Below are 21,465 nucleotides of genomic sequence, written 5' to 3'. Positions count from 1 at the left end.
AAGTCGCAATGCGGAGGGAGTCCGGTGCGCTTTTCAAATGAGAGTGATGTCACGCTCGTCGTGACCAGTTGTGGGCGGTTCGATCTGCTCAAAGATACCCTTGAGAGTTTCGATCGCTACAATACCGCGCCCATTCGCGAAGTGTTCATCACCGAAGATTCCGGTGACGATGCCGTGCATGCCGCTGTGCCTGAGCACTGGAAACCGCACTGCAAGGTGTTCGTAAACCGGCCCAAGTTGGGCCAGTTGCCGTCTATCGACCTGGCCTACAGCCACGTCAAGACGCCCTACATCTTTCACTGCGAGGACGACTGGCACTTCTATCGCCAGGGCTTCGTCGAAGACTCCCGGGCCATTCTGGAGGTCAGCCCTGATCTGTTGCAGGTGTGGCTGCGCAGCCATGCCCATGACCTGGTCATTCACAGCCCTTACATTCACCTGGGTGATCGCCGGGTGATCGCCGGGGTGCCTTGCTACCCACTGCTGTCCGATAAGGCCGAGTGGCAGGCGTTTTCGCTCAACCCCGGATTGCGCCGTTTGAGCGATTACCAGCGTTGCGCGCCATTTGCCGCCTATGCTGGAGAGAAGGCACTTTCCCGGCGTTATTCTGAGTTAAACCTGACAGCGGTCACCTTGGAGGGTGATGCAGTATTGCACACTGGATTTGGTAATCACGTGACCTTGCCCATCGAAGTGGAACGCAAGGCCAAACGTCGTAAACGTGATCGGATAAAGTTGGCATTGACGCTGGTGGCGGGTGCCGTGATTGGCATGGGAATCACCATTTTTGTTCAGTGAAGTCGCTGTCCCACCTGACATGAGCGGGAGAGGGCCCATGAACATCGTCAATGTGATGTGGGCGGGTGGAACGCCGTACATGTCCATCCACAAGGTGCATCGGCAGGTGCTGTCACACGCGGGTGCCGATGCCCGGATCAGTAACTGGCTGCTGCTGGGTAGCGGGCTTTGCTGTGGGCTTGGCTCGACCCGGGAGTGGCATATGCCGTCACGGGCGCTGAAAGGGCGGCACTTCTGGCGCCTGTTGCGCCCATGGTTGCGCATGCGCTTGCGCAAGGCGCTGAACGAGGCCCAGGCTGAAGTCGTGCTGCTCGACGGTGTCGGTGTGGCGCGGTTGGTGTTGCCGTTGTTGCAGCAGGTTCCGCAGGTGCGTGCCAAGGTGCTGTTCCACGGCAAGACGCGCCTGAGTGCCAGCGATGTTCGCCTGCTGCGCATGTTTCCGGCCGAGCGTCTGAGCATCGCCGCCGTTTCACAGACACTTGCCACGTCACTCGAACACGACCTGGGCAGGCCAGTGCGGACCTTGCGCATGGCCCTTGACCCGCTGGCTTTCGCCGAACCGTTGTTGAGTCGGGACGCAGCCAGGCAGGCCCTGCAGTTGCCACAGGTAGCAGGGGTAATGCTGGGCGCGGTCGGGCGGCTGGTGGAGAGCAAAGGTTTCGAGATGCTGATCGAGGCGTTCGCCAAGGCCAGTGCGCGCCAGTCGGACCTGCAATTGGCAATCATCGGCGAAGGCCCTCTGCGTGCGGTGCTGCAGGCTCGTATCGACGCGCTTGGCCTGGCTGGTCGTGTTCACCTGAGTGGTCACCGAGACGACCTGCAGCAGCTGTACCGGGCATTCGACTGGCTATTGGTGCCTTCGCGCTCCGAAGGCCTGGGGCTGGTGGTGCAGGAGGCGGTCATGGCCGACGTGCCGGTGGTATGCAGCGACCTGCAGGTGTTCCGCGAGCAGTTGCAGGACACCGGTGGCTACCTGCCCGTTGCCAATGAAAATGCCTGGGCCGAGGCGATCGAGCGTTGCTCGGTGCTCGGTGCCCCGGCGGTAGCTGCCCGGCAGCGCCAGGCGCTGGCCCCGGAGCGGGCCTGGCAAGCATTCTGCAATGGCTCGCAAAGCCTGCTGCGCAGTTGATGCTCAGCGTGCCAGCAGGGCTGCCTCGAAGGCGGCAAGGGGGAACCGGTCACCCAGGTTCTCCCGCTCGATATAACGCACCATATGCTGCACATTGCGCCGAATCATGCGCGCCGACAGCGGCGGGCGCAGGAAGCGCATGTCGGCAACGTCGATCAGGCCCAGTTGCTGGTCGGGGGTGACCACCACATTACCCAGGTGCAACGAGCGGAAGTACACGCCGCTGCGATGCAACTGGCGAATCAGTTCGATCAGGCGCGGCAGGTAGGTGTCCCAGCTGAAACCCTCATCGCGCGACATCTGCAGCAAGGTTCGCCCTGGCAGCGGGCGGTACAGCACGGCGGTACGCCCTGGCAGGTCAAGCTTGTGCTGGCTGATCACCTCCAGGGTGGGGATGCCCAGCTGTGCAAGGCGTGCGGCGTTGTCGACGAAGCGCTGCGAGTACGGGCGCAGCAGTGCAGATGAAATCAGCCGCTTCCTACGAAAAACCTTGAGGAAATTACCATCCGCGAGCAGGTAGACTTTGGCGCCATGGCTATCTGCCTCAAGCACCTGTGCGCCTTGTGTCAGCTGATCGAAGTCGACCTGGGGGAGCCGGGAGCATTGCATGAATAGAGCCTTGTCGTCGGGCGAACAGAATGACCGGCAATAATGCCGAAAATAATGTTGTAGCACCATTGGATGGTGTCTTTGATTCATCGGGGGAAAGGATGTTGTATCAAAAAAACTGGGCGCAAGCCTGGTTGGGGTTTGGTCTGGTCTGGTTCCTGGCAGCGATTGCCCTGGCACCGAGCAACAAGGTCTATCAGCAAGGCCTGGTGCTGTTCCTGTGGTTGCCGACGCTGGTAATGGCGTGGTCCGCAAGGCAGGTAATAGTGCAGGCCTGGCGGCGTCAGCCGGCCTTGTGGGGGAGTGTGTTGCTGCTGCTGGCGTGGAGCGGGCTCAGCCTGGTCTGGTCGGCCGCAGAAAACCCGGGGCGCGAGGCCAAGCGCCTGCTCTACATCCTGGTATTCCTGCTGGCGTTCCCGCTGCTGGGCCAGCTTGGCCAGGCCCGCATTCGTCAACTGTTGCTGGCCGGCAGCGCCTTGCTGGCCGTTGCCGCATTGATCTCGGTAATCCATTTCTACGGCGTGCTGGGCATGCCATTGCTGGCCCGGCTGGAGGGCATCGGCGAGATATCGCACCCGATCCTGGGCGCCTATGTCATCGGTTCGGCCGTGCTCTTCCTGCTTTACGAGCCGCCGCGGCAACGTGGCCTGCAGTTGTTGTGGCTGGTGGCGCTGGTGTGTCTGGGTTTGTTTGCCATGCTCAGCCAGAGCCGTGGGGCAATCCTGGCCCTGGTGCTCACCGTGATCCTGGCCCCGTTGTGGTTCCGTGACCGCCACAGCCGGGTGTTTGCCGTGCTGGCGGCCATTGCCACCTGCCTGGCCTTCTATCTCGTGTACGACCTGATCGCCCAGCGCGGTTCGTCCTACCGGCCGGAAATCTTCCACGCCGTGGTCGACATGATCGCCGCACATCCCTGGACCGGCCTTGGCCTGGGCGCTGCCTACGACGTCAGTGCAGTGGGCAAGCACTTCGACCATACCCACAACATGTTCACCCACATCGCAGTGGAGTTGGGCCTGCCCGGCATGCTGCTGTGGGTCATGGTGTGGCTGTACACCCTGGGCGAAATCGTCCGCGCACGTGGCACGTTGTTCGGCAAGATCCTGCTCGGTTTCTGGGTGTACTCCACCCTGGCCATGCAGTTCGATGCCGCCAGCCTCACTGGTACGCCACGTGCCGAATGGTTCATCAGCTGGCTGCCCGTGGGCCTGGCCATGTTGCTGCCATGGGGGAGTGCCGAAAATGATGCCTGTGGTAAAATTTCCGGTTCAACCTGAACAGCGAGCTTGATAATGGCCGAAACACCGCGACCGGCGGAACACACCTCCAGCCTGAAGATCTACTTCCGGCTGCTGAGCTATGTGAAACCCTATGTCGGCATTTTCCTGCTGAGCATCATCGGTTTCGTGATCTTTGCCTCGACCCAGCCGATGCTGGCCGGGATCCTGAAGTATTTCGTAGATGGGCTGAGCAACCCCGAAGCGGTGTTGTTCCCAAACGTTCCCTACCTGCGCGACCTGCAACTGCTGCAGGCGGTGCCGTTGCTGATCATCCTGATCGCCGCGTGGCAGGGGCTGGGCTCGTTCCTCGGCAACTACTTCCTGGCCAAGGTTTCCCTGTGCCTGGTGCACGACCTGCGTGTGGAACTGTTCAACAAGCTGCTGGTGCTGCCTAACCGCTACTTCGACAACCACAACTCCGGGCACCTGATCTCGCGCATCACCTTCAACGTGACCATGGTCACTGGTGCTGCGACCGATGCGATCAAGGTGGTGATCCGCGAAGGCCTGACCGTGGTGTTCCTGTTTGGTTACCTGCTGTGGATGAACTGGCACCTGACCCTCGTTATGGTCGCCATCCTGCCGGTAATCGCGGTGATGGTCAGCGTCGCCAGCAAGAAATTCCGCAAGCAGAGCAAAAAAATCCAGGTAGCCATGGGCGACGTCACCCATGTCGCCTCGGAAACCATCCAGGGCTACCGCGTGGTGCGCAGCTTCGGCGGCGAGGCCTACGAGGAGCAGCGTTTCGGCAAGGCCAGCCAGAGCAATACCGACAAGCAGTTGCACATGACCAAGACCGGCTCGCTGTACACGCCGATGCTGCAGCTGGTGATCTACACCGCCATGGCCGCGCTGATGTTCCTGGTGCTGTTCCTGCGCGGTGATTCCACTGCCGGTGATCTGGTGGCCTACATCACCGCCGCCGGCCTGTTGCCCAAGCCGATACGTCAGCTTTCGGAAGTCAGCTCGACCATCCAGAAGGGCCTGGCCGGCGCCGAAAGCATCTTCGAGCAACTGGACGAAGAGCCTGAAGTGGATACCGGTACCGTCGAGAAGGAGCGGGTGGAAGGGCGCCTGGAAGTGCGCAACCTCAGCTTCACCTACCCGGGTACCGAGCGTGAGGTGCTGAGCGATATCAGCTTCGTAGCCGAGCCAGGGCAGATGATTGCACTGGTCGGCCGCTCCGGCAGTGGCAAGTCTACGCTTGCAGCGCTGATACCGCGCTTCTATCACCACGACCAGGGGCAGATCCTGCTCGATGGCGTGGACATCGAGAACTATCGCCTGCGCAACCTGCGTCGCCACGTTTCGCAGGTGACCCAGCATGTCACCCTGTTCAACGATACCGTGGCCAACAACATCGCCTATGGCGACTTGGCCGGCGCCCCGCGCGCCGACATCGAAGCCGCTGCGGCCGATGCCTATGCCAAGGAGTTCGTCGACCGGCTGCCGAAAGGCTTCGATACCGAAGTGGGTGAGAACGGCGTGCTGCTCTCCGGCGGCCAGCGCCAGCGCCTGGCGATTGCCCGGGCACTGCTGAAGAATGCGCCGCTGCTGATCCTCGACGAAGCCACCTCGGCGCTGGATACCGAGTCCGAGCGGCATATCCAGGCTGCCCTGGACCATGTGATGCAGGGCCGTACCACGCTAGTGATCGCCCACCGTCTGTCGACCATCGAGAAAGCTGACCAGATCCTGGTCATGGACCAGGGGCGCCTGGTCGAGCGCGGCACCCATGCCGAGCTGCTTGCGGCCAATGGCCATTATGCCCGCCTGCATGCCATGGGCCTGGATGAGCCGGCCAAGGCCGATATCACCTGACCCCTCGCTGATCGGGGCCATCGCGGCCCCGATTGTCACGGGAATTTTCCTGGGGTGATCTGGCCATAAAGCCGTCGTCTACCCTGTGCTAATATCCTGTCCCTGTTCATTATTTCCATATGGGTTGCCCATGAAGTTGTCCATGCCGCGTTTCGATCAAGCCCCGGTACTGGTGGTCGGCGATGTCATGCTCGACCGCTACTGGCATGGCGGTACTTCACGTATCTCGCCTGAAGCGCCAGTCCCGGTGGTCAAGGTCGATCAGATCGAGGATCGCCCCGGCGGCGCGGCCAACGTTGCCTTGAACATCGCCGCCCTGGGTGCACCGGCTTCGCTGATTGGCGTCACCGGCCAGGATGAGGCCGCCGACAGCCTGGCCAACAGCCTGCAAGCTGCAGGCGTGCGCTCGGTGTTCCAGCGCATCGCGCACCAGCCGACCATCGTCAAGCTGCGGGTAATGAGCCGTCACCAGCAGTTGCTGCGCATCGATTTCGAAGAGCCATTCGCTACCGACCCGCTGTCGCTGGGTGCGGAGGTCGACAGCCTGCTCGAGGGCGTCAAGGTGCTGGTCCTGTCCGACTACGGCAAGGGCGCACTGAAAAACCACCAGAGCCTAATCCAGGCCGCGCGGGCCAAGGGCATTCCGGTGCTGGCCGACCCCAAGGGCAAGGATTTTTCCATCTACCGTGGCGCCAGCCTGATCACTCCCAACCTCAGCGAGTTCGAGACCATCGTTGGCCGTTGCGCCGATGAGGCCGAGCTGGTCGCCAAGGGCCTGCAACTGCTGCAGGACCTGGACCTTGGCGCCTTGCTGGTGACCCGTGGCGAGCACGGCATGACCCTGCTGCGCGTCGGCCAGCCGGCGCTGCACCTGCCGGCGCGGGCGCGTGAAGTGTTCGATGTGACCGGTGCCGGTGATACCGTCATCTCCACACTCGCCGCGGCCATCGCTGCCGGCGAGGACCTGCCCCACGCGGTGGCCCTGGCCAATCTGGCAGCGGGCATCGTGGTCGGAAAGCTGGGTACGGCTGCGATCAGCGCCCCCGAGCTGCGCCGGGCGATCCAGCGTGAGGAAGGCTCCGAGCGCGGCGTGCTGGGCCTGGAGCAACTGCTGCTGGCCATTGATGACGCGCGGGCGCACAAAGAGAAGATCGTCTTCACCAACGGCTGCTTCGACATCCTGCATGCCGGGCATGTCACCTACCTGGAGCAGGCGCGGGCCCAGGGCGATCGCCTGATCGTCGCGGTCAACGACGATGCCTCGGTCAGCCGCCTGAAAGGGCCGGGCCGGCCGATCAACAGCGTCGACCGGCGCATGGCCGTACTGGCCGGGCTGGGGGCGGTGGACTGGGTCATCAGCTTCCCCGAGGGTACACCAGAGAACCTGCTGAGCCAGGTCAAGCCGGACGTGCTGGTCAAGGGTGGCGACTATGGCATCGACCAGGTGGTGGGTGCCGATATCGTCAAGGCCTATGGCGGTACCGTGAAGGTGCTGGGGCTGGTCGAGAACAGCTCGACTACAGCAATCGTCGAGAAAATTCGCAAGAACTGATCGAGCCTCTGAGGCTGCCTCATTACCTGTAGGAGCAGCCTTGTGCTGCGAAGAGGCCGGTAGGGCAAAGCATTTCTTTAGCTCTACCGGCCTCTTCGCAGCACAAGGCTGCTCCTACAGGGGCGGCACAGGCCTCGGAATCTTACTTGTGCAGTGAAGTACGCGCCCGCTCCAGCAGTTCCCGCGCCTTGTCGCCAAACCGCTGCAGGTGCGATGCCCGCACCGGCTTGTTCTCCACCAACCCCTGCTGCTTCACCCAATCCTTCCAGCGCACCCGCTCGTCCGTGACCACCCAGCCTTCCTGCCGGGCAAAACTTTCGGCCAGGTACAGCCCGCGCGTGCTCGCCGGCACCAGTTCGTCCTTCTTCACGGTATACAGCTCAGCCAGTGGCTGGCCGTCCTTCAATGGCATCAGGTACAGGTCTGGTCGTTTGCGATTTAGCCGCGCCACCAGTTGGTCGCCCTCCAGCCGCTCATCAACGTGGAACAGGCTGAGCTTCTTGGCGTCCCGGGGTACTTGCAGGCGCATGTCGTAGATCAGTTGCAGCGAGGCGGTGGGCAAGTGCACATACGCCCGCGGCCGTTCCAGCAGCATCAGCTTGCCGCAGTGCACCGGGCGCGCGGCACCCGACTCCGGGGCCAGCACGAAGTGCGGCGTTTCGCGGTAGTGCAGGGCGGCAGCGTAGGGCACCGGCAACCAGGTGTCGTTGAAGCGCCCGCCCAGCCAGCCTTCCGGGGTTTCCAGCAAGCATTCCTCGGCCACTTCCTGCACGGCCGTGTGCAATGGCAGGTTCAGCTCCTGCGCCGGCACATAGCCGGAAATCAGTTTCAGCACCACATCGCCACGGTCTTGCCGGCGCTGACGTACCAGCACCCAATAATCTCGGTTCTGCCAATGCAGGGTCAGCCGCACCGACACGCCAAGGTTGGCCAGTTCGACCACGAAGCGCTGCACGTCGGGCAACTGGATAGCCTTGCGCCGTTGTTGGATCTGGGCAAAATTCAGCGGCATCCCGATGCTCTGGTAGATCAGACCTTCGGGCGTGGCCTCGACATGTAGCGGTAGTGTCTTGAAGTTGCTCGGGTTCTTGCGGATCAGCGTTCGCGCCACGAGGCTCCTCCTTGCGTCGGGTCAGTCCAGGCCCATGGGCCTGGGGCAACTCAATGCTGGCCCAGAATACGGGCGACGGTGGCCACGTTGTGGGCCAGGTGCAACGGATTGATGGTGCCGACGATAGCACTGCTCACGCCCGGGTGGGCGAACAGCAGCTCGAAACTGGCTTGTACCGGGTCAACGCCCGGGGCAAGGCAGATATGCCCACTGGCCAGTGCCTTCTTCACCAGGATGGCCTTGCCGTGTTCGGCAGCGTAGTCCAGCACCGGGCGTTCTGCCTGTTCGTTGAGGTTGAAGGTGACCATGGCGCAGTCGCCTTGCTCCAGTGCCTTCAGGCCGCCGGCGACGGTCTTGCCAGACAGGCCGAAGCCGAGGATCTTGCCCTCCTGCTTGAGCTCGGCAAGGGTCTGGTAAACCTCCTGCTGTTCGAGGATCGCCAGGTCGTTGCCGTCCGAATGCACCAGCACCAATTCGATGCGGTCGGTTTCCAGGCGCCGCAGGCTTCGCTCCACCGAGCGGCGGGTATGGGCGGCGCTGAAATCGAAGTGCGATTGGCCGTTGTCGAACTCTTCGCCAACCTTGCTGACGATCACCCATTCATCGCGCTGGCCGCGCAGTAGCGGGCCCAGGCGTTCTTCGCTGCGGCCGTATGCTGGGGCGGTGTCGATCAGGTTGATACCCAGCTCGCGGGCCTGAGCCAGCAGCAGGCGGGCTTCGTCGTCGCCGGGGATGGTGAAACCGGTAGGGTACTTCACGCCCTGGTCGCGGCCCAGCTTGACCGTGCCCAGGCCGAGCGGCGAAACCTTGAAGCCGGTGCTGCCCAAGGGGCGATGGAAGTCGTGCAGGGTCGGCAGGCTCATGGCAGTAGTTGCTCCCAGGCCGGTACGCCCAGCGGTGGGCGTGGCAGGTCAGCCAAATCGGCCTGCGCCTGTGGGCGGATACCGTCGCGCTCCAGGTGGCTGATGACCCGGTCGCTGAAGTCCGGTGCCAGGGCCAGCTTGGTTGGCCAGCCGACCAGCAGGCGTTGCTGGTCGGCGAGGAAGGCGTTGTCCGGGCGTACCAGGCCCGATTGCGCCGGTTCCGCTCGGTCGACCCGCAGGGTGGCCCAGCGCACCTGGCTCTGGTCGACCCATGGCAGCAGGCTGGCGATTTCTTTCTGTGCCGCGGCGATTTGCGCAGCCGGCTCGCGGGCAACGCCGTCGGCTTCGGCCAGGTCGCCACCCAGGTACCAGACCCACTGGCCATCGGCGGCCGGGTGGGTGGTAACCGTCACCCGTGGTTTTGGCCCGCCACCCAGGCAATGGGCGTAAAGCGGTTTCAGGTTGGCACCCTTGGCCATCACCATATGCAGCGGGCGTGTCTGCATGGCTGGCTGGTTCAGGCCCAGGGCATGCAGCAGCTGCTCGGTGCCGGCGCCGGCGCTGAGCACGATACGCTGGGCGCGGATGTCGCGCTCGTCGACGCGCAGGCCAACCAGGTCTTCACCCTCGCGCAGCGGCTCGATGTGCTCACCGGCCAGCAGGCTGTCGCCTGCCAGCTCGGCCAGGTTGGCCAGCAGGCTGGGCACGTCGATGACCAGCTCGGCCAGGCGATAGACCTTGCCCTTGAAGGCGCGGTCCTGCAGCGCGGGCGGAAGTTGCTCGCCTTTCACCTGGTCGACCCGGCCGCGCACGGCCTTGCTGGCGAAGAAACTGGTGAGGTTGCCGGCCAGGGTGCCAGGCGACCACAGGTAATGGGCGTCGGACAGCAGGCGAGTGCGGGTCAGGTCCAGCTCGCCGCTGCCGCTCAGCGCTTCGCGCCAGCGTCGCGGCATGTCGGCGATGGCTTCCGAAGCGCCGGTGAGGGCGCCATGCAGGGCGTACTTGGTGCCGCCATGGATGATGCCCTGAGACTTGATGGTCTGCTCGCCGCCAAGGCTGGCGCGTTCCACCAGTACTGTCGAGTAGCCCAGCCGGCGCAGGCGGGCATTGAGCCAGAGGCCTGCGACCCCGGCGCCGACGATCAGCACGTCAGTGGAAATGGCAGATGGCATGGCGGTACCTCGAAGACTGGGACAGCTGGCAAGTATACAGGGTATACCTGTGATGGCCCTATCGCCGGCAAGCCAGCTCCCACAGGGATGGTGTTGACCCTGCGGCCTGTATCAACTCTTTGGCTTGCCGGCGATGAGGCCCGTACAGGCTGCCTCAATGCCCAGCCGTCTTCGAAAACAGCTGAATTACCACCACCCCGCCCACAATCATCGCCATGCCCAGCATCGCTGGCACATCCAGCTTCTGCCCATAGATCACCAGCGCTGCCACACTGATCAGCACAATCCCCAGCCCCGACCAGATGGCATAGGCGATCCCCACCGGAATGCTGCGCACCACCAGGGTCAGCATCCAGAAAGCAATGCCGTAACCAACCACCATCAGCAGCAACGGCAAGGGCGTGCTCAAGCCTTTCACCGCTTTCATGGAAGCGGTGGCGATGACTTCGGCGCAGATGGCGATGGCGAGGTAGGTGTAGGCATTCATGGCGAGATCCTCCGTTAACTGGCCGCAGATTCTAGTCCCACCCCGAATGGGGTAAAGTCATTACCTATCACTATGAGAGATAGGACGATGGCCGAGCATTGGAATCTTGACCAGTTGCGTACTTTCCTGCGCGTTGCAGAACTGCGCTCGTTCTCTGCCGTGGCCCGCGAGCAGCGCAAGGCCCAGTCGGCAATCAGCAGCGCGATCGCCCTGCTCGAAACCGACCTGGGGGTAACCTTGTTCGAGCGCAGCAGTGGCCGGCAACCCAAGCTGACCGAGAACGGCAGCGCCCTGTTGGAAGATACCCGCGAACTGTTGCGCCAGTGCGAGCGTCTGGATGGCCGTGCGTTGGCGCTGATGCGCGGGCAGGAGGCCTTGTTACGGGTCGCCCAGGACGAAGCCATGCCCTATCAGCCGGTCATTGACAGCCTCGACGAACTGGCCAGCCGCTACCCGTTCCTGGAGGTGCAGCTGGCCAGCGGTGCCCAGGGCGATGTGGCGCGCAAGCTGGTGGAGCGGCGCGCCGATCTTGGACTGTTCTTCCACCACGAGAGCATCCCGGCCTCGCTGGAGCGGCGCGCCTTGGGTAGCGTCGAAATGGTCACGGTATGCGCTGTCGGTCACCCGCTCGCCGGCGAAGGCCGGGTTACCCGGCAGCAACTGGCGCGCCACCGACAATTGCTGATAGCCCCGCAGCAAAGCGGCTACCCCGGCGGCGAAGCGATCAGCCCGCAGGTGTGGCGCGCCGACAGCTTCTACGCCATGGCCGAACTGCTGATGCGTGGCCTGGGCTGGGCCTGGCTGCCGCGGCACGTGGTGCAGTACCCGACCTATCAGGCGCACATGGTCGAACTGGACAGCGAGTGGCGGCCACCGGCCTTGGTGGTGGAACTGGCTTGGCGTCGTGACGAGCCGCTGGGGCCTGCCGCGCAATGGCTGGCCGAGCGCTTTGCGGTGCACCTGCGCGCGATCGGGTAAACTCCGCGGCCATGAACAGAACTCTCTATACCTTGTTGTTTCACCTGGGCCTGCCGCTGGTTGCGCTGCGCCTGTACCTGCGCGCGCGCAAGGCGCCGGCCTATGGTCAACGCATTGGCGAGCGCTTTGCTTTCAGGCTGCCGGTCATGCGCCGGGGCGGCATCTGGGTGCATGCGGTATCGGTGGGCGAGAGCATTGCGGCGGCACCGATGGTGCGCGCCTTGCTCAAGGCCTACCCGGAATTGCCGATCACGCTTACCTGCATGACCCCGACCGGTTCAGAGCGCATTCGTGCCATGTTCGCCGACGAACCACGCGTGCAGCATTGCTACCTGCCCTACGACCTGCCTTGGGCGGCAGGGCGCTTTCTCGACCATGTGCAGCCGAAGCTGGGCATCATCATGGAAACCGAGCTGTGGCCCAACCACATCCACCAGTGTGCGAAGCGCGGCATTCCGGTAGCGCTGGCAAACGCACGCTTGTCTGAGCGCTCGGCCCGTGGCTATGGGCGCTTTGCCAGGCTGACCCGGCCGATGCTGGCCGAGATGAGCCTGATTGCCGTGCAGACAGAAACCGAGGCCCAGCGCTTCCGTGACCTGGGCGCGCGTCCGGATTGCGTACAGGTCACCGGTTCGATCAAGTTCGACCTGAAGATCGATGAGCAACTGTTGCCGCGTGCCAAGGCATTGCGTGAACAGTGGGGGGCTGCACAGCGCCCGGTGTGGATCGCGGCCAGCACCCACGAAGGTGAAGATGCGTTGATCCTGCAGGCACATCGGCAATTGTTGCAGGTGCATGGTGATGCCCTGCTGATCCTGGTGCCGCGCCACCCCGAGCGATTCGCTGCGGTGCATGCGCTGTGCAGCGAACAGTTCACCACCGTGCGGCGCTCTGCCGGCACGCCGGTTGATGCGCAGACTCGCGTATTGCTCGGCGATACCATGGGCGAACTGCTGTTCCTCTATGCCCTGGCCGACATTGCCTTCGTCGGTGGCAGCCTGGTGGCGACCGGCGGGCACAACCCGCTGGAGCCCGCGGCGCTGGCCTTGCCGGTGCTGATGGGGCCGCATGTGTTCAACTTCCTCGAAATCAGCGCGATGCTACGCGAGGCAGGGGCGTTGCAGCAGGTGGACGATGCCGACGGGCTGGCCGAAGCGGTGCGGCGGCTGGTCGAGTTGCCGCAGGATGCACAGCGCATGGGCGAGGCGGGCAGGGCGGTAATGCGGGCCAATCAAGGGGCATTGCAGCGCTTGCTCGATGGCCTGGGTGCACTTATCCGCTGAGTCTGGTGTTGGATTTTCAGGCCTCATCGCCGGCAAGCCAGCTCCCACAGGAACTGCACGAGGCTTAAGGCCATTGGAGAACCTGTGGAAGCTGGCTTGCCGGCGATGAGGCCATCAAAAGCAACCCACCCTGCGGAAAATACATCCCTATCTCAGGGGCGACGCTCGAAGTTCTTCGCCGCTGCAGCCGCCAGGTCCGGCGGCAGGAAGTCCTTGTCCGGGTTGTAGTCCGGTTTGAGGTACCGCTTGAGGTCCTGCAGGTCCTGCGGGCTCAAGGTGCCGGCTGCCTGCTTGAGGCTCAGGTTGTCGAGGATGTAGTCATAGCGGCTGTTGTTGTAGTCGCGCACCGAGGTGTACAGCTGACGTTGGGCGTCAAGCACGTCGACGATATTGCGGGTACCCACCTGGTAGCCGATCTCGGTGGCTTCCAGCGCGCTCTGGTTGGAGATGATCGACTGCTTGCGCGCCTGCACCTGTTCCACGTCGGTATTCACTGCGCGGTGCAGGTTGCGGGTGTTTTCCACCACCTGGCGGCGCAGGCTTTCACGCTGCTGCTCGGTCTGGCTCAGGCGCTGGTAGGCCTCGCGCACCTGCGAACTGGTCAGGCCGCCGCTGTAGATCGGGATGTTCAACTGCAGGCCGATGCTGGTCTGCTCGACGTCGCCGCTATAGCGCGTAACGGGGGCCGGCGCGGGGTTGGTGAAACCGAAGTTGTCGTTGTCACCCTTCTGGTACTTGGCAACTGCGTCAAGGGTCGGCGCGTGGCCGGCCTTGCGCTGGCGCAGGGTTTCCTCGGCAGCGACGACCGCGTGGTTGGTGGCCAGCAGGTTGAGGTTCTGGCGCCCGGCGGTTTCGACCCAGGCCTTGGCGTCGTTGGGCGTAGGCACCTGCACTGGCAAGGTATGGACCACGCCTTGAATCGACGTGTATTCCCGGTTGGTCAGGGTCACCAGGGCCTCGAAGGCATCCTGTACCTGGCGCTCGGCAATGATTCGGTTGGCCCGCGCCGTGTCGTAGCTGGCCTGGGATTGCAGCACGTCGGTCTTGTCGGAGAGGCCGACGTCGAATCGTTCGTTGGACTGGTCCAGCTGGCGCTTGAAGGCCGCTTCCTCGGCCTTGGTCGCGGCCAGGTTGTCCTGGGCACGGAGCACGGCGAAGTAGTTCTGTGCGGTTTGCAGAATCAGGTTCTGCTCGGTCGCCGACAGCTCCAGCGCCGCCTGTTCGTTGACCGCCTCGGCCGCCTGCAACTGGAACCAGCGATCAGCGCGGAATATAGGTTGCGCCAGGGTTGCGCTCCAGGTGTTGCCGCTGCGGTTGCTGGTGGCCGATGGTTCGTCCAGCTTGGTGCGGGTGTTCAGCATTTCGGCACCGGCCGACAGGTTAGGCAGCAACCCGGCGCGAGCCTGCGGTACCACTTCGCGGCGGGCGCCGTAATCGGCGCGGGCCGCAGCCAGGTCAGCGTTGTTGTCGACCGCTTCCTGATAGACGCTGACCAGGTCGGTTTTCACTGTAGTGGGCACGTCCGCTGCCCAGACCACTCCGTTGGACGCACAAGACACGGCTATTGCCAGTGAGAGTTTGCGCAGCATAGAGGCAATCCTTGTACGAAATTTAATTACTGAACTGTTGAGTATCGAGCGACGGGCCAGTGTAGTGCCATGCGCACCCGGCAACAATCGCTCGGGGTGCCTTTCATCATCCGCGCATTTACCTGCTTGGCTTTGCCGACCACTCCAGTCTAGACTGCGCATGTTCTTGTCGGGGTGCCTTGAAGCAAAGGCTGAGATCGCAAAGTTGCGGATCCCGTTGAACCTGATCAGGTTAGCGCCTGCGTAGGGAACAAGATTGCTCGCCTTCCCGGGGAGCCTCTTGTGCCAGGTCCGGGAATGTCGCAGCTGCATGCAGCTTCAGGCACCCCCATATCCGGCACTGCACCCATCAAGGGTGCGTCCGCGCCTTTCAGGTTCACCCCGACATTCCACTGCTAGGAAGCCGTCTGGAGAGCCTGTGATGACCAAACAAGAAAAAGCGATCAACCTCAGCGAATCGGCACAAGTCGATCAGCAGTCCGTGCAACCATTCCCGCGTTCGCGCAAGGTGTATGTTGAAGGCTCGCGCCCGGACATCCGCGTGCCCATGCGTGAAATCAGCCTGGACGACACCCCGACCGATTTCGGTGGCGAGTCCAATGCCCCGGTGCTGGTCTACGATACTTCCGGCCCGTACACCGACCCCAACGTTGTCATCGACGTGCGCAAGGGCCTGGCCGATGTGCGTTCGGCGTGGATCGAGGCACGCGGTGACACCGAGCGCCTGGCCGGCCTGAGCTCCGACTTCGGCCAGCAGCGCCTGAACGATGCCGAACTGGCCAAGCTGCGTTTCGCCCACGTGCGCAACCCGCGTCGGGCCAAGGCTGGTGCCAACGTCTCGCAGATGCACTATGCCCGCCAAGGCATCATCACTGCCGAGATGGAGTACGTGGCCATCCGCGAAAACATGAAGCTGCAAGAGGCACGTGCCGCTGGTCTGCTTGACGAGCAGCACGCCGGCCACAGCTTCGGGGCCAACATCCCGAAAGAAATCACTCCTGAGTTCGTCCGCCAGGAAATCGCCCGTGGCCGCGCGATCATCCCAGCCAACATCAACCACCCGGAAGTGGAACCGATGATCATCGGCCGCAACTTCCTGGTGAAGATCAACGGCAACATCGGCAACAGCGCCCTGGGTTCCTCGATCGAGGAAGAAGTGGCCAAGCTGACCTGGGGCATCCGCTGGGGTTCGGACACGGTCATGGACCTGTCCACCGGCAAGCACATTCACGAAACCCGTGAGTGGATCATCCGCAACTCGCCGGTGCCGATTGGTACCGTGCCGATCTACCAGGCCCTGGAAAAAGTCAATGGCGTGGCCGAGGACCTGACCTGGGAGCTGTTCCGTGACACCCTGATCGAGCAGGCCGAGCAGGGCGTGGACTACTTCACCATCCATGCCGGCGTACTGCTGCGTTATGTGCCGCTGACTGCCAAGCGTGTCACCGGTATCGTCAGCCGTGGTGGCTCGATCATGGCCAAGTGGTGCCTGGCACACCACAAGGAAAACTTCCTGTACACCCACTTCGAAGAAATCTGCGAAATCATGAAGGCCTACGACGTCAGCTTCTCGCTGGGCGACGGCCTGCGCCCCGGCTCGATTGCCGACGCCAACGATGCCGCGCAGTTCGGTGAACTGGAGACCCTCGGCGAGCTGACCAAGATCGCCTGGAAGCACGACGTGCAGTGCATGATCGAAGGCCCCGGCCACGTGCCGATGCAACTGATCAAGGAGAACATGGACAAGCAGCTGGAATGCTGCGACGAGGCGCCGTTCTACACCCTCGGCCCGCTGACCACCGATATCGCTCCTGGCTACGACCACATCACCTCGGGCATTGGTGCGGCTATGATCGGCTGGTTCGGTTGCGCGATGCTCTGCTACGTCACGCCCAAGGAACACCTGGGCCTGCCAAACAAGGATGACGTGAAGACCGGCATCATCACCTACAAGATCGCCGCTCATGCCGCCGACCTTGCCAAGGGCCACCCGGGTGCGCAGATTCGTGACAACGCCTTGTCCAAGGCACGCTTCGAGTTCCGTTGGGAAGACCAGTTCAACCTCGGCCTGGACCCGGACACTGCCCGTGCCTACCACGACGAGACCCTGCCTAAGGAATCGGCCAAGGTCGCGCACTTCTGCTCGATGTGCGGGCCGAAGTTCTGCTCGATGAAGATCACCCAGGAAGTGCGTGAATACGCCGCCAAGATCGAAACCGTGGATGTGACGGTCGAGCAAGGCATGCGTGAGCAGGCCGAGCGGTTCCGCCAGGAAGGCAGCCAGCTGTATCACAAAGTCTAAGACCGCTGGGGCCGCTTTGCGGCCCTTTCGCGACGCAAGGCCGCTCCCACAGGGACCGCGCACGGCTTGAGGCCAGCGCGGTTTTTGTGGGAGCGGCCTTGTGTCGCGATACGAGGACGCAGTCCTCGCCAGGAACACCAACAACATTGCCGGCGAGCGCCAACCATGACATCACTCAGCCAATTCTCCCCCGACCACCCGGTCCCCACCGCCCAGCGCATCTTCGGCGCCCGCGACCTGTTCTCGCTATGGTTCTCCCTCGGCATCGGCCTGATGGTGCTGCAGGTCGGCGCCATGCTGGCCCCTGGCCTGGGCCTTGCTGGCGCGTTGCTGGCCATCGCCCTGGGCACCGGTGTGGGTGTGCTGCTGCTGGGGGCTGCCGGTGTCATCGGCAGCGATACCGGCCTGTCGGCCATGGGCACGCTGAAACTGAGCCTGGGTGGCCATGGCGCTCGCTTGCCGGCGCTGCTCAACCTGCTGCAACTGGTGGGCTGGGGCGCGTTCGAGATCATCGTCATGCGCGATGCCGCCAGCCTGCTGGGCACGCGGGCGTTCGGCGAAGCCAGCGCCTGGAACAGCCCTGTGCTCTGGACCCTGTGCTTCGGCGCCCTGGCCACCTTGCTCGCAGTCGGTGGGCCGCTGGCGTTCGTGCGCAAGGTGCTGCGCACCTGGGGCATCTGGCTGCTGCTGGGCGCTTGCCTTTGGCTGACCTGGAACCTGTTCGCCAAGGCCGACCTGGCGGCACTGTGGGACCGTGCCGGCGACGGATCGATGTCGCTGGCCGTGGGCTTCGACATCGCCATCGCCATGCCGCTGTCCTGGTTGCCGCTGATCGCCGACTACTCGCGTTTTGCCCGTAACGGCAACCATGTATTCGGTGGTACGGTGCTGGGTTACTTCATCGGCAACACCTGGCTGATGAGCCTGGGCGTGGGTTACACCCTGGCCTTCGCCGACAGTGGCGAAGCCAACGCCCTGCTGCTGGCCCTGGCGGGCGCTGGCATGGGCATTCCACTGCTGCTGATTCTGCTGGACGAGTCGGAAAAGGCTTTTGCCGACATTCACTCGGCGGCCGTTTCCACCGGCGTGCTGGTGCGCCTGAAGGTCGAGCACCTGGCGCTGGGCATTGGCGTGCTGTGCACGCTGATCGCCTTGCTGGCGCCACTGGCACAGTACGAGAACTTCCTGCTGCTGATCGGCTCGGTGTTTGCACCGCTGTTCGGTGTGGTATTGATGGACCATTACGTGATCCGTCGCCGCCGCTTGCCAGCACAGGTGCATGGCTTGCACTGGCAGGCACTGCTGGCCTGGGCGGTGGGCGTTGCCGCGTACCATCTGATCGCCGCGCAGGCGCCGGACCTGGGTGCGACCCTGCCGGCATTGCTGCTGGCAGGGCTACTGCACGGGCTGCTGAGCTTCAGCCGCGGCCGGGAAACAGCTCGGGCTTGAGCACGCCATTCAGGCGTGGGTAGGGGATCTTCAACTCCACGTGGCCCATGGAGTAGGGCGCGATGGTATAGACCTCGTACTTGACCACCACCGCGCCGTACGTCAGGGCGACGTGCGGCGACTGCTTGAACGGCCAGGTCTTGATGAACTCGGCATCCTTGTCCATGCCTACGCTGATCAGCCAGGCGTGGTGCGATTCCTCGACGGTTTTCCAGAAGGTGTCTTCCTGGCCGGGCACCAGCATGTCCTGCAGGGTCAGCACCTTGTCCAGCTTGCGCGAATAGTTGATGAAACCACGCCCGGGCATGCCATGAGCGCCGCCGCTGTCCAGGTAGCTGGACAATTCGATGATCACCAGTCCGTCATGCTGCTCGCGTACCTTGGCCTGCAGGTAGCTGCTGTTGCGCTTGTCGGCACTGGCCAGGTACTGCTGCTCGTAGGCTTGCAGGGTGGTCGGTGCGTTGCCGCGCTGGTTGTCTTCGGTCAGTTGCAGCAGGCGTTTCTCGACGATGCCATCGAGCTTGGGCAAGGCCGGGAAGTGGATCATGTCGATGTTCACCAGCGGGCAGTCGCTTTCGCTGCAGCCGGGTTTGACATGCTCCCAGGCATCGCGCTTGACCTCGAGCGGCGCCCGGTAGTTGGGCGTAAACAGGCTTTGGCAGGCACCCAGGGCCAGGGCCAGCACAGCCACGGAAGTCAGTTTGACAAGTGTCATGAGGATCCTTGCAGAACAGGGAAAAGTCGGCCTTTGACCGTCTGCGCGGCCTTCAGTTCGCCACTAAGCTAACAGAGAGAAGGCGCGCTGTCCCGAGTGCGCGAACGGTTGCCGGAAAGGGGTGAAACCGGCAGGCGTGCAGAGTAGGATGGCGCGATGCGGTATTCGAGGTAATGAGGATTTCCATGTCAGACGCGTTGAACTCAGTGCCCAAGGGCTTCGAAATCATTGAGCGGGCCAACTGCTTCCAGGGCTTTTACAAGCTCGACAAGCTACGCCTGCGCCACGAGTTGTTTGCCGGGGGCATGGGCCGCGAGATCAGCCGTGAACTGTTCGTGCGCCATGATGCGGTGTGCGTGCTGCCGTACGACCCGTTGCGCGATGAAGTGGTGCTGATCGAGCAGTTCCGCGTTGGTGCACTGGGCAAGGTCGACAACCCCTGGCTGATCGAGATGGTGGCCGGGCTGATCGACAAGGACGAGCAACCCGAGGAAGTCGCCCACCGCGAAGCCGAAGAAGAAGCCGGCCTGGCCTTTAGCGCCCTATGGCCGATGACCCGTTACTTCCCGTCGCCCGGCGGCAGTGACGAGTACGTTCACCTGTTCCTCGGCCGTTGCAGCAGTGAAGGGGCGGGCGGCCTGCATGGCCTGGAAGAAGAGGGCGAGGACATTCGCGTGCGCGTGTGGTCGTTCGAGGATGCCATGCAGGCGGTGCGCGACGGGCGCATCTGCAACGCGGCGACCATCATCGGCCTGCAATGGCTGGCGCTGAACCGTGATGAAGTACGAGGTATGTGGAAGTGAACCTGCTGCGCGAGCGTTATCGGGTCGACCTGGTCGGGCTGCAGGCAGCCTGCGAGGCCAACTACGCCCGGCTGATGCGCCTGTTGCCCGACATGCGCACCACCCAGAGCTCGCGCCGCATCGGCATGACCCAGGGCGACCAGATGCTCGGCGTGCTGGTGCTCGACGTGGTGCTGGCCTGCCCGTACACCACCACCCTGCACGTGCGCCAGGAGCACAGCCTGCCGTGGTTGCCGGTACCGCACCTGGAAGTGCAGGTGTACCACGATGCGCGCATGGCCGAAGTGGTCAGTGCCGAACACACCCGGCGCCTGCGCAGCATCTACCCCTATCCCAACGAAGCCATGCACCAGCCGGACGAAAAGGCCCAGCTCAACCTGTTCCTCGGTGAATGGCTGAGCCATTGCCTGGCCTGTGGCCACGAGCTGGCAAGCGTTCGCTGAATTGTGACGTGGTTTGGGTACGGGTGTTTGCTCGCACCCGTTGTACAGCCATAATTCGCGCTGAATCCGTTCGAGGAGACGGCCGTTGCCGCAGCCAGACCAATCGCGCCCCGTGCATGTGGTGCAACTGACCGATGCCCACCTGTTCGCCGACCCGGCCGGCAGCATGCTGGGCCTCAAGACCCGTGACAGCCTGCGCCATGTAGTGGCCCAGGTGCGGCGGGAGCAACCGCTTGTCGACCTGCTGCTGTGCACTGGCGACCTGTCCCAGGACGCCAGCGTGGCGTCCTATGAAGCATTCCGTGAGCTGACCGCACCGTTTGCCGTGCCCACCCGCTGGTTGCCTGGCAACCATGACGAGGCCCGAGTCATGGCGCAAGTGGCACCGGAGCTGGTACAGGCGGTGACCGATATCGGTGCGTGGCGCATCGTCATGCTCAACACGGCCGTACCCGGGGCGACGCATGGGCTGCTGGAGGATGACCAGCTGGCAGTGCTGGAAACGGCCTTGCGAGAGGCGGGTGAACGGCATTGCCTGGTGTGCTTCCACCATCAGCCGGTGGATATCGGCTGTGCCTGGATTGCGCCGATCGGCTTGCGCAATGCCCAGGCGCTGTTCGATATCGTCGAGGGTTATCCACAGGTGCGGGCGCTGCTCTGGGGGCATGTGCACCAGGAATGGGATGAAGTGCGCGACGGTCGTCGCCTGCTGGCCACTCCGTCGACCTGCATCCAGTTCGCGGCGCGCAGCGAGGATTTCAAGGTGAGCGAGGAGCAGCCTGGATACCGCTGGCTGCGCCTCCACACCGACGGGCGGTTGGAGACCGGGGTGGAGCGGGCAGTGGATTTCCAGGTGAAGCTCGACTTCGATAGCCCTGGCTATTGAGGATTTTGGGGCTACTGCGCAGCCCTATGGCGACACAAGGCCGCTCCCACAGGGGTACGCGATCTCCTGTGGGAGATCACCCAGCCCTTCCGGGCTGCGCTGTCGCGCAGCAAACATGAGGCGCATGACTTCAGATCTGTGGCAGCGCTGACATTTTGAAAAAGAAAAGGCGGCTGGCCTATTAGGGCCAGCCGC

General features: G+C 63.4%; 19 protein-coding genes and 1 riboswitch. Of the genes, 12 read left to right on the top strand and 7 right to left on the bottom strand.

Annotated features, from left to right (window positions below; all coding sequences use genetic code 11):
• Positions 1 to 24: 24 nt before the first annotated feature.
• Together WM94_RS03095 and WM94_RS03090 are read left to right on the top strand one after the other, a co-directional pair.
• The gene (locus tag WM94_RS03095) at positions 25 to 798 is read left to right on the top strand and encodes a glycosyltransferase family 2 protein (RefSeq protein WP_061550413.1); all 774 of its coding nucleotides are present in this window, start codon (positions 25 to 27) and stop codon (positions 796 to 798) included.
• Positions 799 to 835: 37 nt separating this feature from the next.
• On the top strand, positions 836 to 1,927 hold the full coding sequence (locus WM94_RS03090; protein WP_039612456.1) for a glycosyltransferase: 1,092 nt from the start codon (positions 836 to 838) through the stop codon (positions 1,925 to 1,927).
• A 3-nt stretch (positions 1,928 to 1,930) separates the two neighbouring features.
• Here the strand turns inward: WM94_RS03090 and WM94_RS03085 are convergent, their stop codons facing one another.
• A complete protein-coding gene (locus WM94_RS03085) occupies positions 1,931 to 2,536 on the bottom strand; it encodes a toluene tolerance protein Ttg8 (protein WP_015272032.1) in 606 nt (201 codons plus the stop codon).
• A 101-nt stretch (positions 2,537 to 2,637) separates the two neighbouring features.
• Here WM94_RS03085 and WM94_RS03080 point away from each other — a divergent pair, with 101 nt between their 5' ends.
• The 3 genes from WM94_RS03080 (at position 2,638) to hldE (ending at position 7,189) form a co-directional block, all read left to right on the top strand.
• On the top strand, positions 2,638 to 3,813 hold the full coding sequence (locus tag WM94_RS03080; RefSeq protein WP_061550412.1) for an O-antigen ligase: 1,176 nt from the start codon (positions 2,638 to 2,640) through the stop codon (positions 3,811 to 3,813).
• A 15-nt stretch (positions 3,814 to 3,828) separates the two neighbouring features.
• Entirely contained in the window at positions 3,829 to 5,637 is a 1,809-nt protein-coding gene (gene msbA, locus WM94_RS03075; protein ID WP_061550411.1) for a lipid A export permease/ATP-binding protein MsbA, read from the top strand.
• Between the two features lie 130 nt (positions 5,638 to 5,767).
• A complete protein-coding gene (hldE, locus tag WM94_RS03070; RefSeq protein WP_061550410.1) occupies positions 5,768 to 7,189 on the top strand; it encodes a bifunctional D-glycero-beta-D-manno-heptose-7-phosphate kinase/D-glycero-beta-D-manno-heptose 1-phosphate adenylyltransferase HldE in 1,422 nt (473 codons plus the stop codon).
• A gap of 142 nt (positions 7,190 to 7,331) precedes the next feature.
• Here the strand turns inward: hldE and WM94_RS03065 are convergent, their stop codons facing one another.
• The 4 genes from WM94_RS03065 to WM94_RS03050 form a co-directional block, all read right to left on the bottom strand.
• Positions 7,332 to 8,300, bottom strand: coding sequence for a hypothetical protein (locus tag WM94_RS03065; protein ID WP_061550409.1), 969 nt, complete (start codon positions 8,298 to 8,300; stop codon positions 7,332 to 7,334).
• Positions 8,301 to 8,350: 50 nt separating this feature from the next.
• Positions 8,351 to 9,163: an aldo/keto reductase gene (locus WM94_RS03060; RefSeq protein ID WP_061550408.1), complete on the bottom strand. Its 813-nt coding sequence runs from the start codon at positions 9,161 to 9,163 to the stop codon at positions 8,351 to 8,353.
• The gene (locus WM94_RS03055) at positions 9,160 to 10,335 is read right to left on the bottom strand and encodes an FAD-binding oxidoreductase (protein WP_061550407.1); all 1,176 of its coding nucleotides are present in this window, start codon (positions 10,333 to 10,335) and stop codon (positions 9,160 to 9,162) included. Before WM94_RS03055 ends, WM94_RS03060 begins: the two co-directional genes overlap by 4 nt.
• Positions 10,336 to 10,489: 154 nt before the next feature.
• Complete coding sequence (locus WM94_RS03050) at positions 10,490 to 10,822, bottom strand: multidrug efflux SMR transporter (RefSeq protein WP_008095055.1); 333 nt, start codon at positions 10,820 to 10,822, stop codon at positions 10,490 to 10,492.
• 87 nt (positions 10,823 to 10,909) lie between these two features.
• On the opposite strand from WM94_RS03050, the gene WM94_RS03045 reads away from it, so the two are divergent.
• Together WM94_RS03045 and waaA are read left to right on the top strand one after the other, a co-directional pair.
• Complete coding sequence (locus WM94_RS03045; protein ID WP_039612452.1) at positions 10,910 to 11,800, top strand: LysR family transcriptional regulator; 891 nt, start codon at positions 10,910 to 10,912, stop codon at positions 11,798 to 11,800.
• 11 nt (positions 11,801 to 11,811) lie between these two features.
• Entirely contained in the window at positions 11,812 to 13,083 is a 1,272-nt protein-coding gene (gene waaA, locus WM94_RS03040) for a lipid IV(A) 3-deoxy-D-manno-octulosonic acid transferase (RefSeq protein WP_061550406.1), read from the top strand.
• 152 nt (positions 13,084 to 13,235) lie between these two features.
• Here waaA and WM94_RS03035 read toward each other — a convergent pair whose 3' ends face one another.
• The gene (locus tag WM94_RS03035) at positions 13,236 to 14,672 is read right to left on the bottom strand and encodes a TolC family outer membrane protein (RefSeq protein WP_003258125.1); all 1,437 of its coding nucleotides are present in this window, start codon (positions 14,670 to 14,672) and stop codon (positions 13,236 to 13,238) included.
• A gap of 160 nt (positions 14,673 to 14,832) precedes the next feature.
• Positions 14,833 to 14,939, top strand: a riboswitch (TPP riboswitch).
• A 154-nt stretch (positions 14,940 to 15,093) separates the two neighbouring features.
• Between WM94_RS03035 and thiC the strand changes: the two genes are divergently transcribed.
• Both thiC and cytX read left to right on the top strand, forming a co-directional pair.
• Positions 15,094 to 16,974, top strand: a complete 1,881-nt coding sequence (gene thiC / locus WM94_RS03030; protein ID WP_015272025.1) for a phosphomethylpyrimidine synthase ThiC — start codon at positions 15,094 to 15,096, stop codon at positions 16,972 to 16,974.
• Between the two features lie 165 nt (positions 16,975 to 17,139).
• Positions 17,140 to 18,423 carry a putative hydroxymethylpyrimidine transporter CytX gene (gene cytX, locus WM94_RS03025; protein ID WP_061550405.1) on the top strand — a complete coding sequence of 428 codons (1,284 nt, stop codon included), beginning with the start codon at positions 17,140 to 17,142 and terminating at the stop codon, positions 18,421 to 18,423.
• On the opposite strand, the gene WM94_RS03020 is transcribed toward cytX, so the two are convergent.
• Entirely contained in the window at positions 18,392 to 19,138 is a 747-nt protein-coding gene (locus tag WM94_RS03020; RefSeq protein WP_061550404.1) for an RsiV family protein, read from the bottom strand. The two genes, cytX and WM94_RS03020, sit on opposite strands and share 32 nt — an antisense overlap.
• Positions 19,139 to 19,323: 185 nt before the next feature.
• On the opposite strand from WM94_RS03020, the gene WM94_RS03015 reads away from it, so the two are divergent.
• The 3 genes from WM94_RS03015 to cpdA all read left to right on the top strand — a co-directional run bounded on the left by WM94_RS03015 (position 19,324) and on the right by cpdA (position 21,270).
• The gene (locus WM94_RS03015) at positions 19,324 to 19,941 is read left to right on the top strand and encodes an NUDIX domain-containing protein (protein WP_024087817.1); all 618 of its coding nucleotides are present in this window, start codon (positions 19,324 to 19,326) and stop codon (positions 19,939 to 19,941) included.
• Positions 19,932 to 20,384, top strand: a complete 453-nt coding sequence (locus WM94_RS03010) for a DUF1249 domain-containing protein (RefSeq protein WP_016501905.1) — start codon at positions 19,932 to 19,934, stop codon at positions 20,382 to 20,384. Before WM94_RS03015 ends, WM94_RS03010 begins: the two co-directional genes overlap by 10 nt.
• Before the next feature lie 85 nt (positions 20,385 to 20,469).
• Positions 20,470 to 21,270: a 3',5'-cyclic-AMP phosphodiesterase gene (gene cpdA / locus WM94_RS03005; protein WP_082810466.1), complete on the top strand. Its 801-nt coding sequence runs from the start codon at positions 20,470 to 20,472 to the stop codon at positions 21,268 to 21,270.
• Positions 21,271 to 21,465 lie beyond the last annotated feature (195 nt).

This window comes from Pseudomonas sp. ABFPK, from assembly GCF_001586765.1.
GTDB lineage: Bacteria > Pseudomonadota > Gammaproteobacteria > Pseudomonadales > Pseudomonadaceae > Aquipseudomonas > Aquipseudomonas asiatica.
This window is presented reverse-complemented; position numbering and strand designations above follow the sequence as displayed.

Coding starts and splice junctions, on each gene's coding strand:
- WM94_RS03090 (WP_039612456.1), top strand. CDS start 836: ATGAACATCGTCAATGTGATGTGGGCGGGTGGAACGCCGTACATGTCC.
- WM94_RS03085 (WP_015272032.1), bottom strand. CDS start 2,536: ATGCAATGCTCCCGGCTCCCCCAGGTCGACTTCGATCAGCTGACACAA.
- WM94_RS03080 (WP_061550412.1), top strand. CDS start 2,638: ATGTTGTATCAAAAAAACTGGGCGCAAGCCTGGTTGGGGTTTGGTCTG.
- msbA (WP_061550411.1), top strand. CDS start 3,829: ATGGCCGAAACACCGCGACCGGCGGAACACACCTCCAGCCTGAAGATC.
- hldE (WP_061550410.1), top strand. CDS start 5,768: ATGAAGTTGTCCATGCCGCGTTTCGATCAAGCCCCGGTACTGGTGGTC.
- WM94_RS03060 (WP_061550408.1), bottom strand. CDS start 9,163: ATGAGCCTGCCGACCCTGCACGACTTCCATCGCCCCTTGGGCAGCACC.
- WM94_RS03055 (WP_061550407.1), bottom strand. CDS start 10,335: ATGCCATCTGCCATTTCCACTGACGTGCTGATCGTCGGCGCCGGGGTC.
- WM94_RS03050 (WP_008095055.1), bottom strand. CDS start 10,822: ATGAATGCCTACACCTACCTCGCCATCGCCATCTGCGCCGAAGTCATC.
- WM94_RS03045 (WP_039612452.1), top strand. CDS start 10,910: ATGGCCGAGCATTGGAATCTTGACCAGTTGCGTACTTTCCTGCGCGTT.
- waaA (WP_061550406.1), top strand. CDS start 11,812: ATGAACAGAACTCTCTATACCTTGTTGTTTCACCTGGGCCTGCCGCTG.
- WM94_RS03035 (WP_003258125.1), bottom strand. CDS start 14,672: ATGCTGCGCAAACTCTCACTGGCAATAGCCGTGTCTTGTGCGTCCAAC.
- thiC (WP_015272025.1), top strand. CDS start 15,094: ATGACCAAACAAGAAAAAGCGATCAACCTCAGCGAATCGGCACAAGTC.
- cytX (WP_061550405.1), top strand. CDS start 17,140: ATGACATCACTCAGCCAATTCTCCCCCGACCACCCGGTCCCCACCGCC.
- WM94_RS03020 (WP_061550404.1), bottom strand. CDS start 19,138: ATGACACTTGTCAAACTGACTTCCGTGGCTGTGCTGGCCCTGGCCCTG.
- WM94_RS03015 (WP_024087817.1), top strand. CDS start 19,324: ATGTCAGACGCGTTGAACTCAGTGCCCAAGGGCTTCGAAATCATTGAG.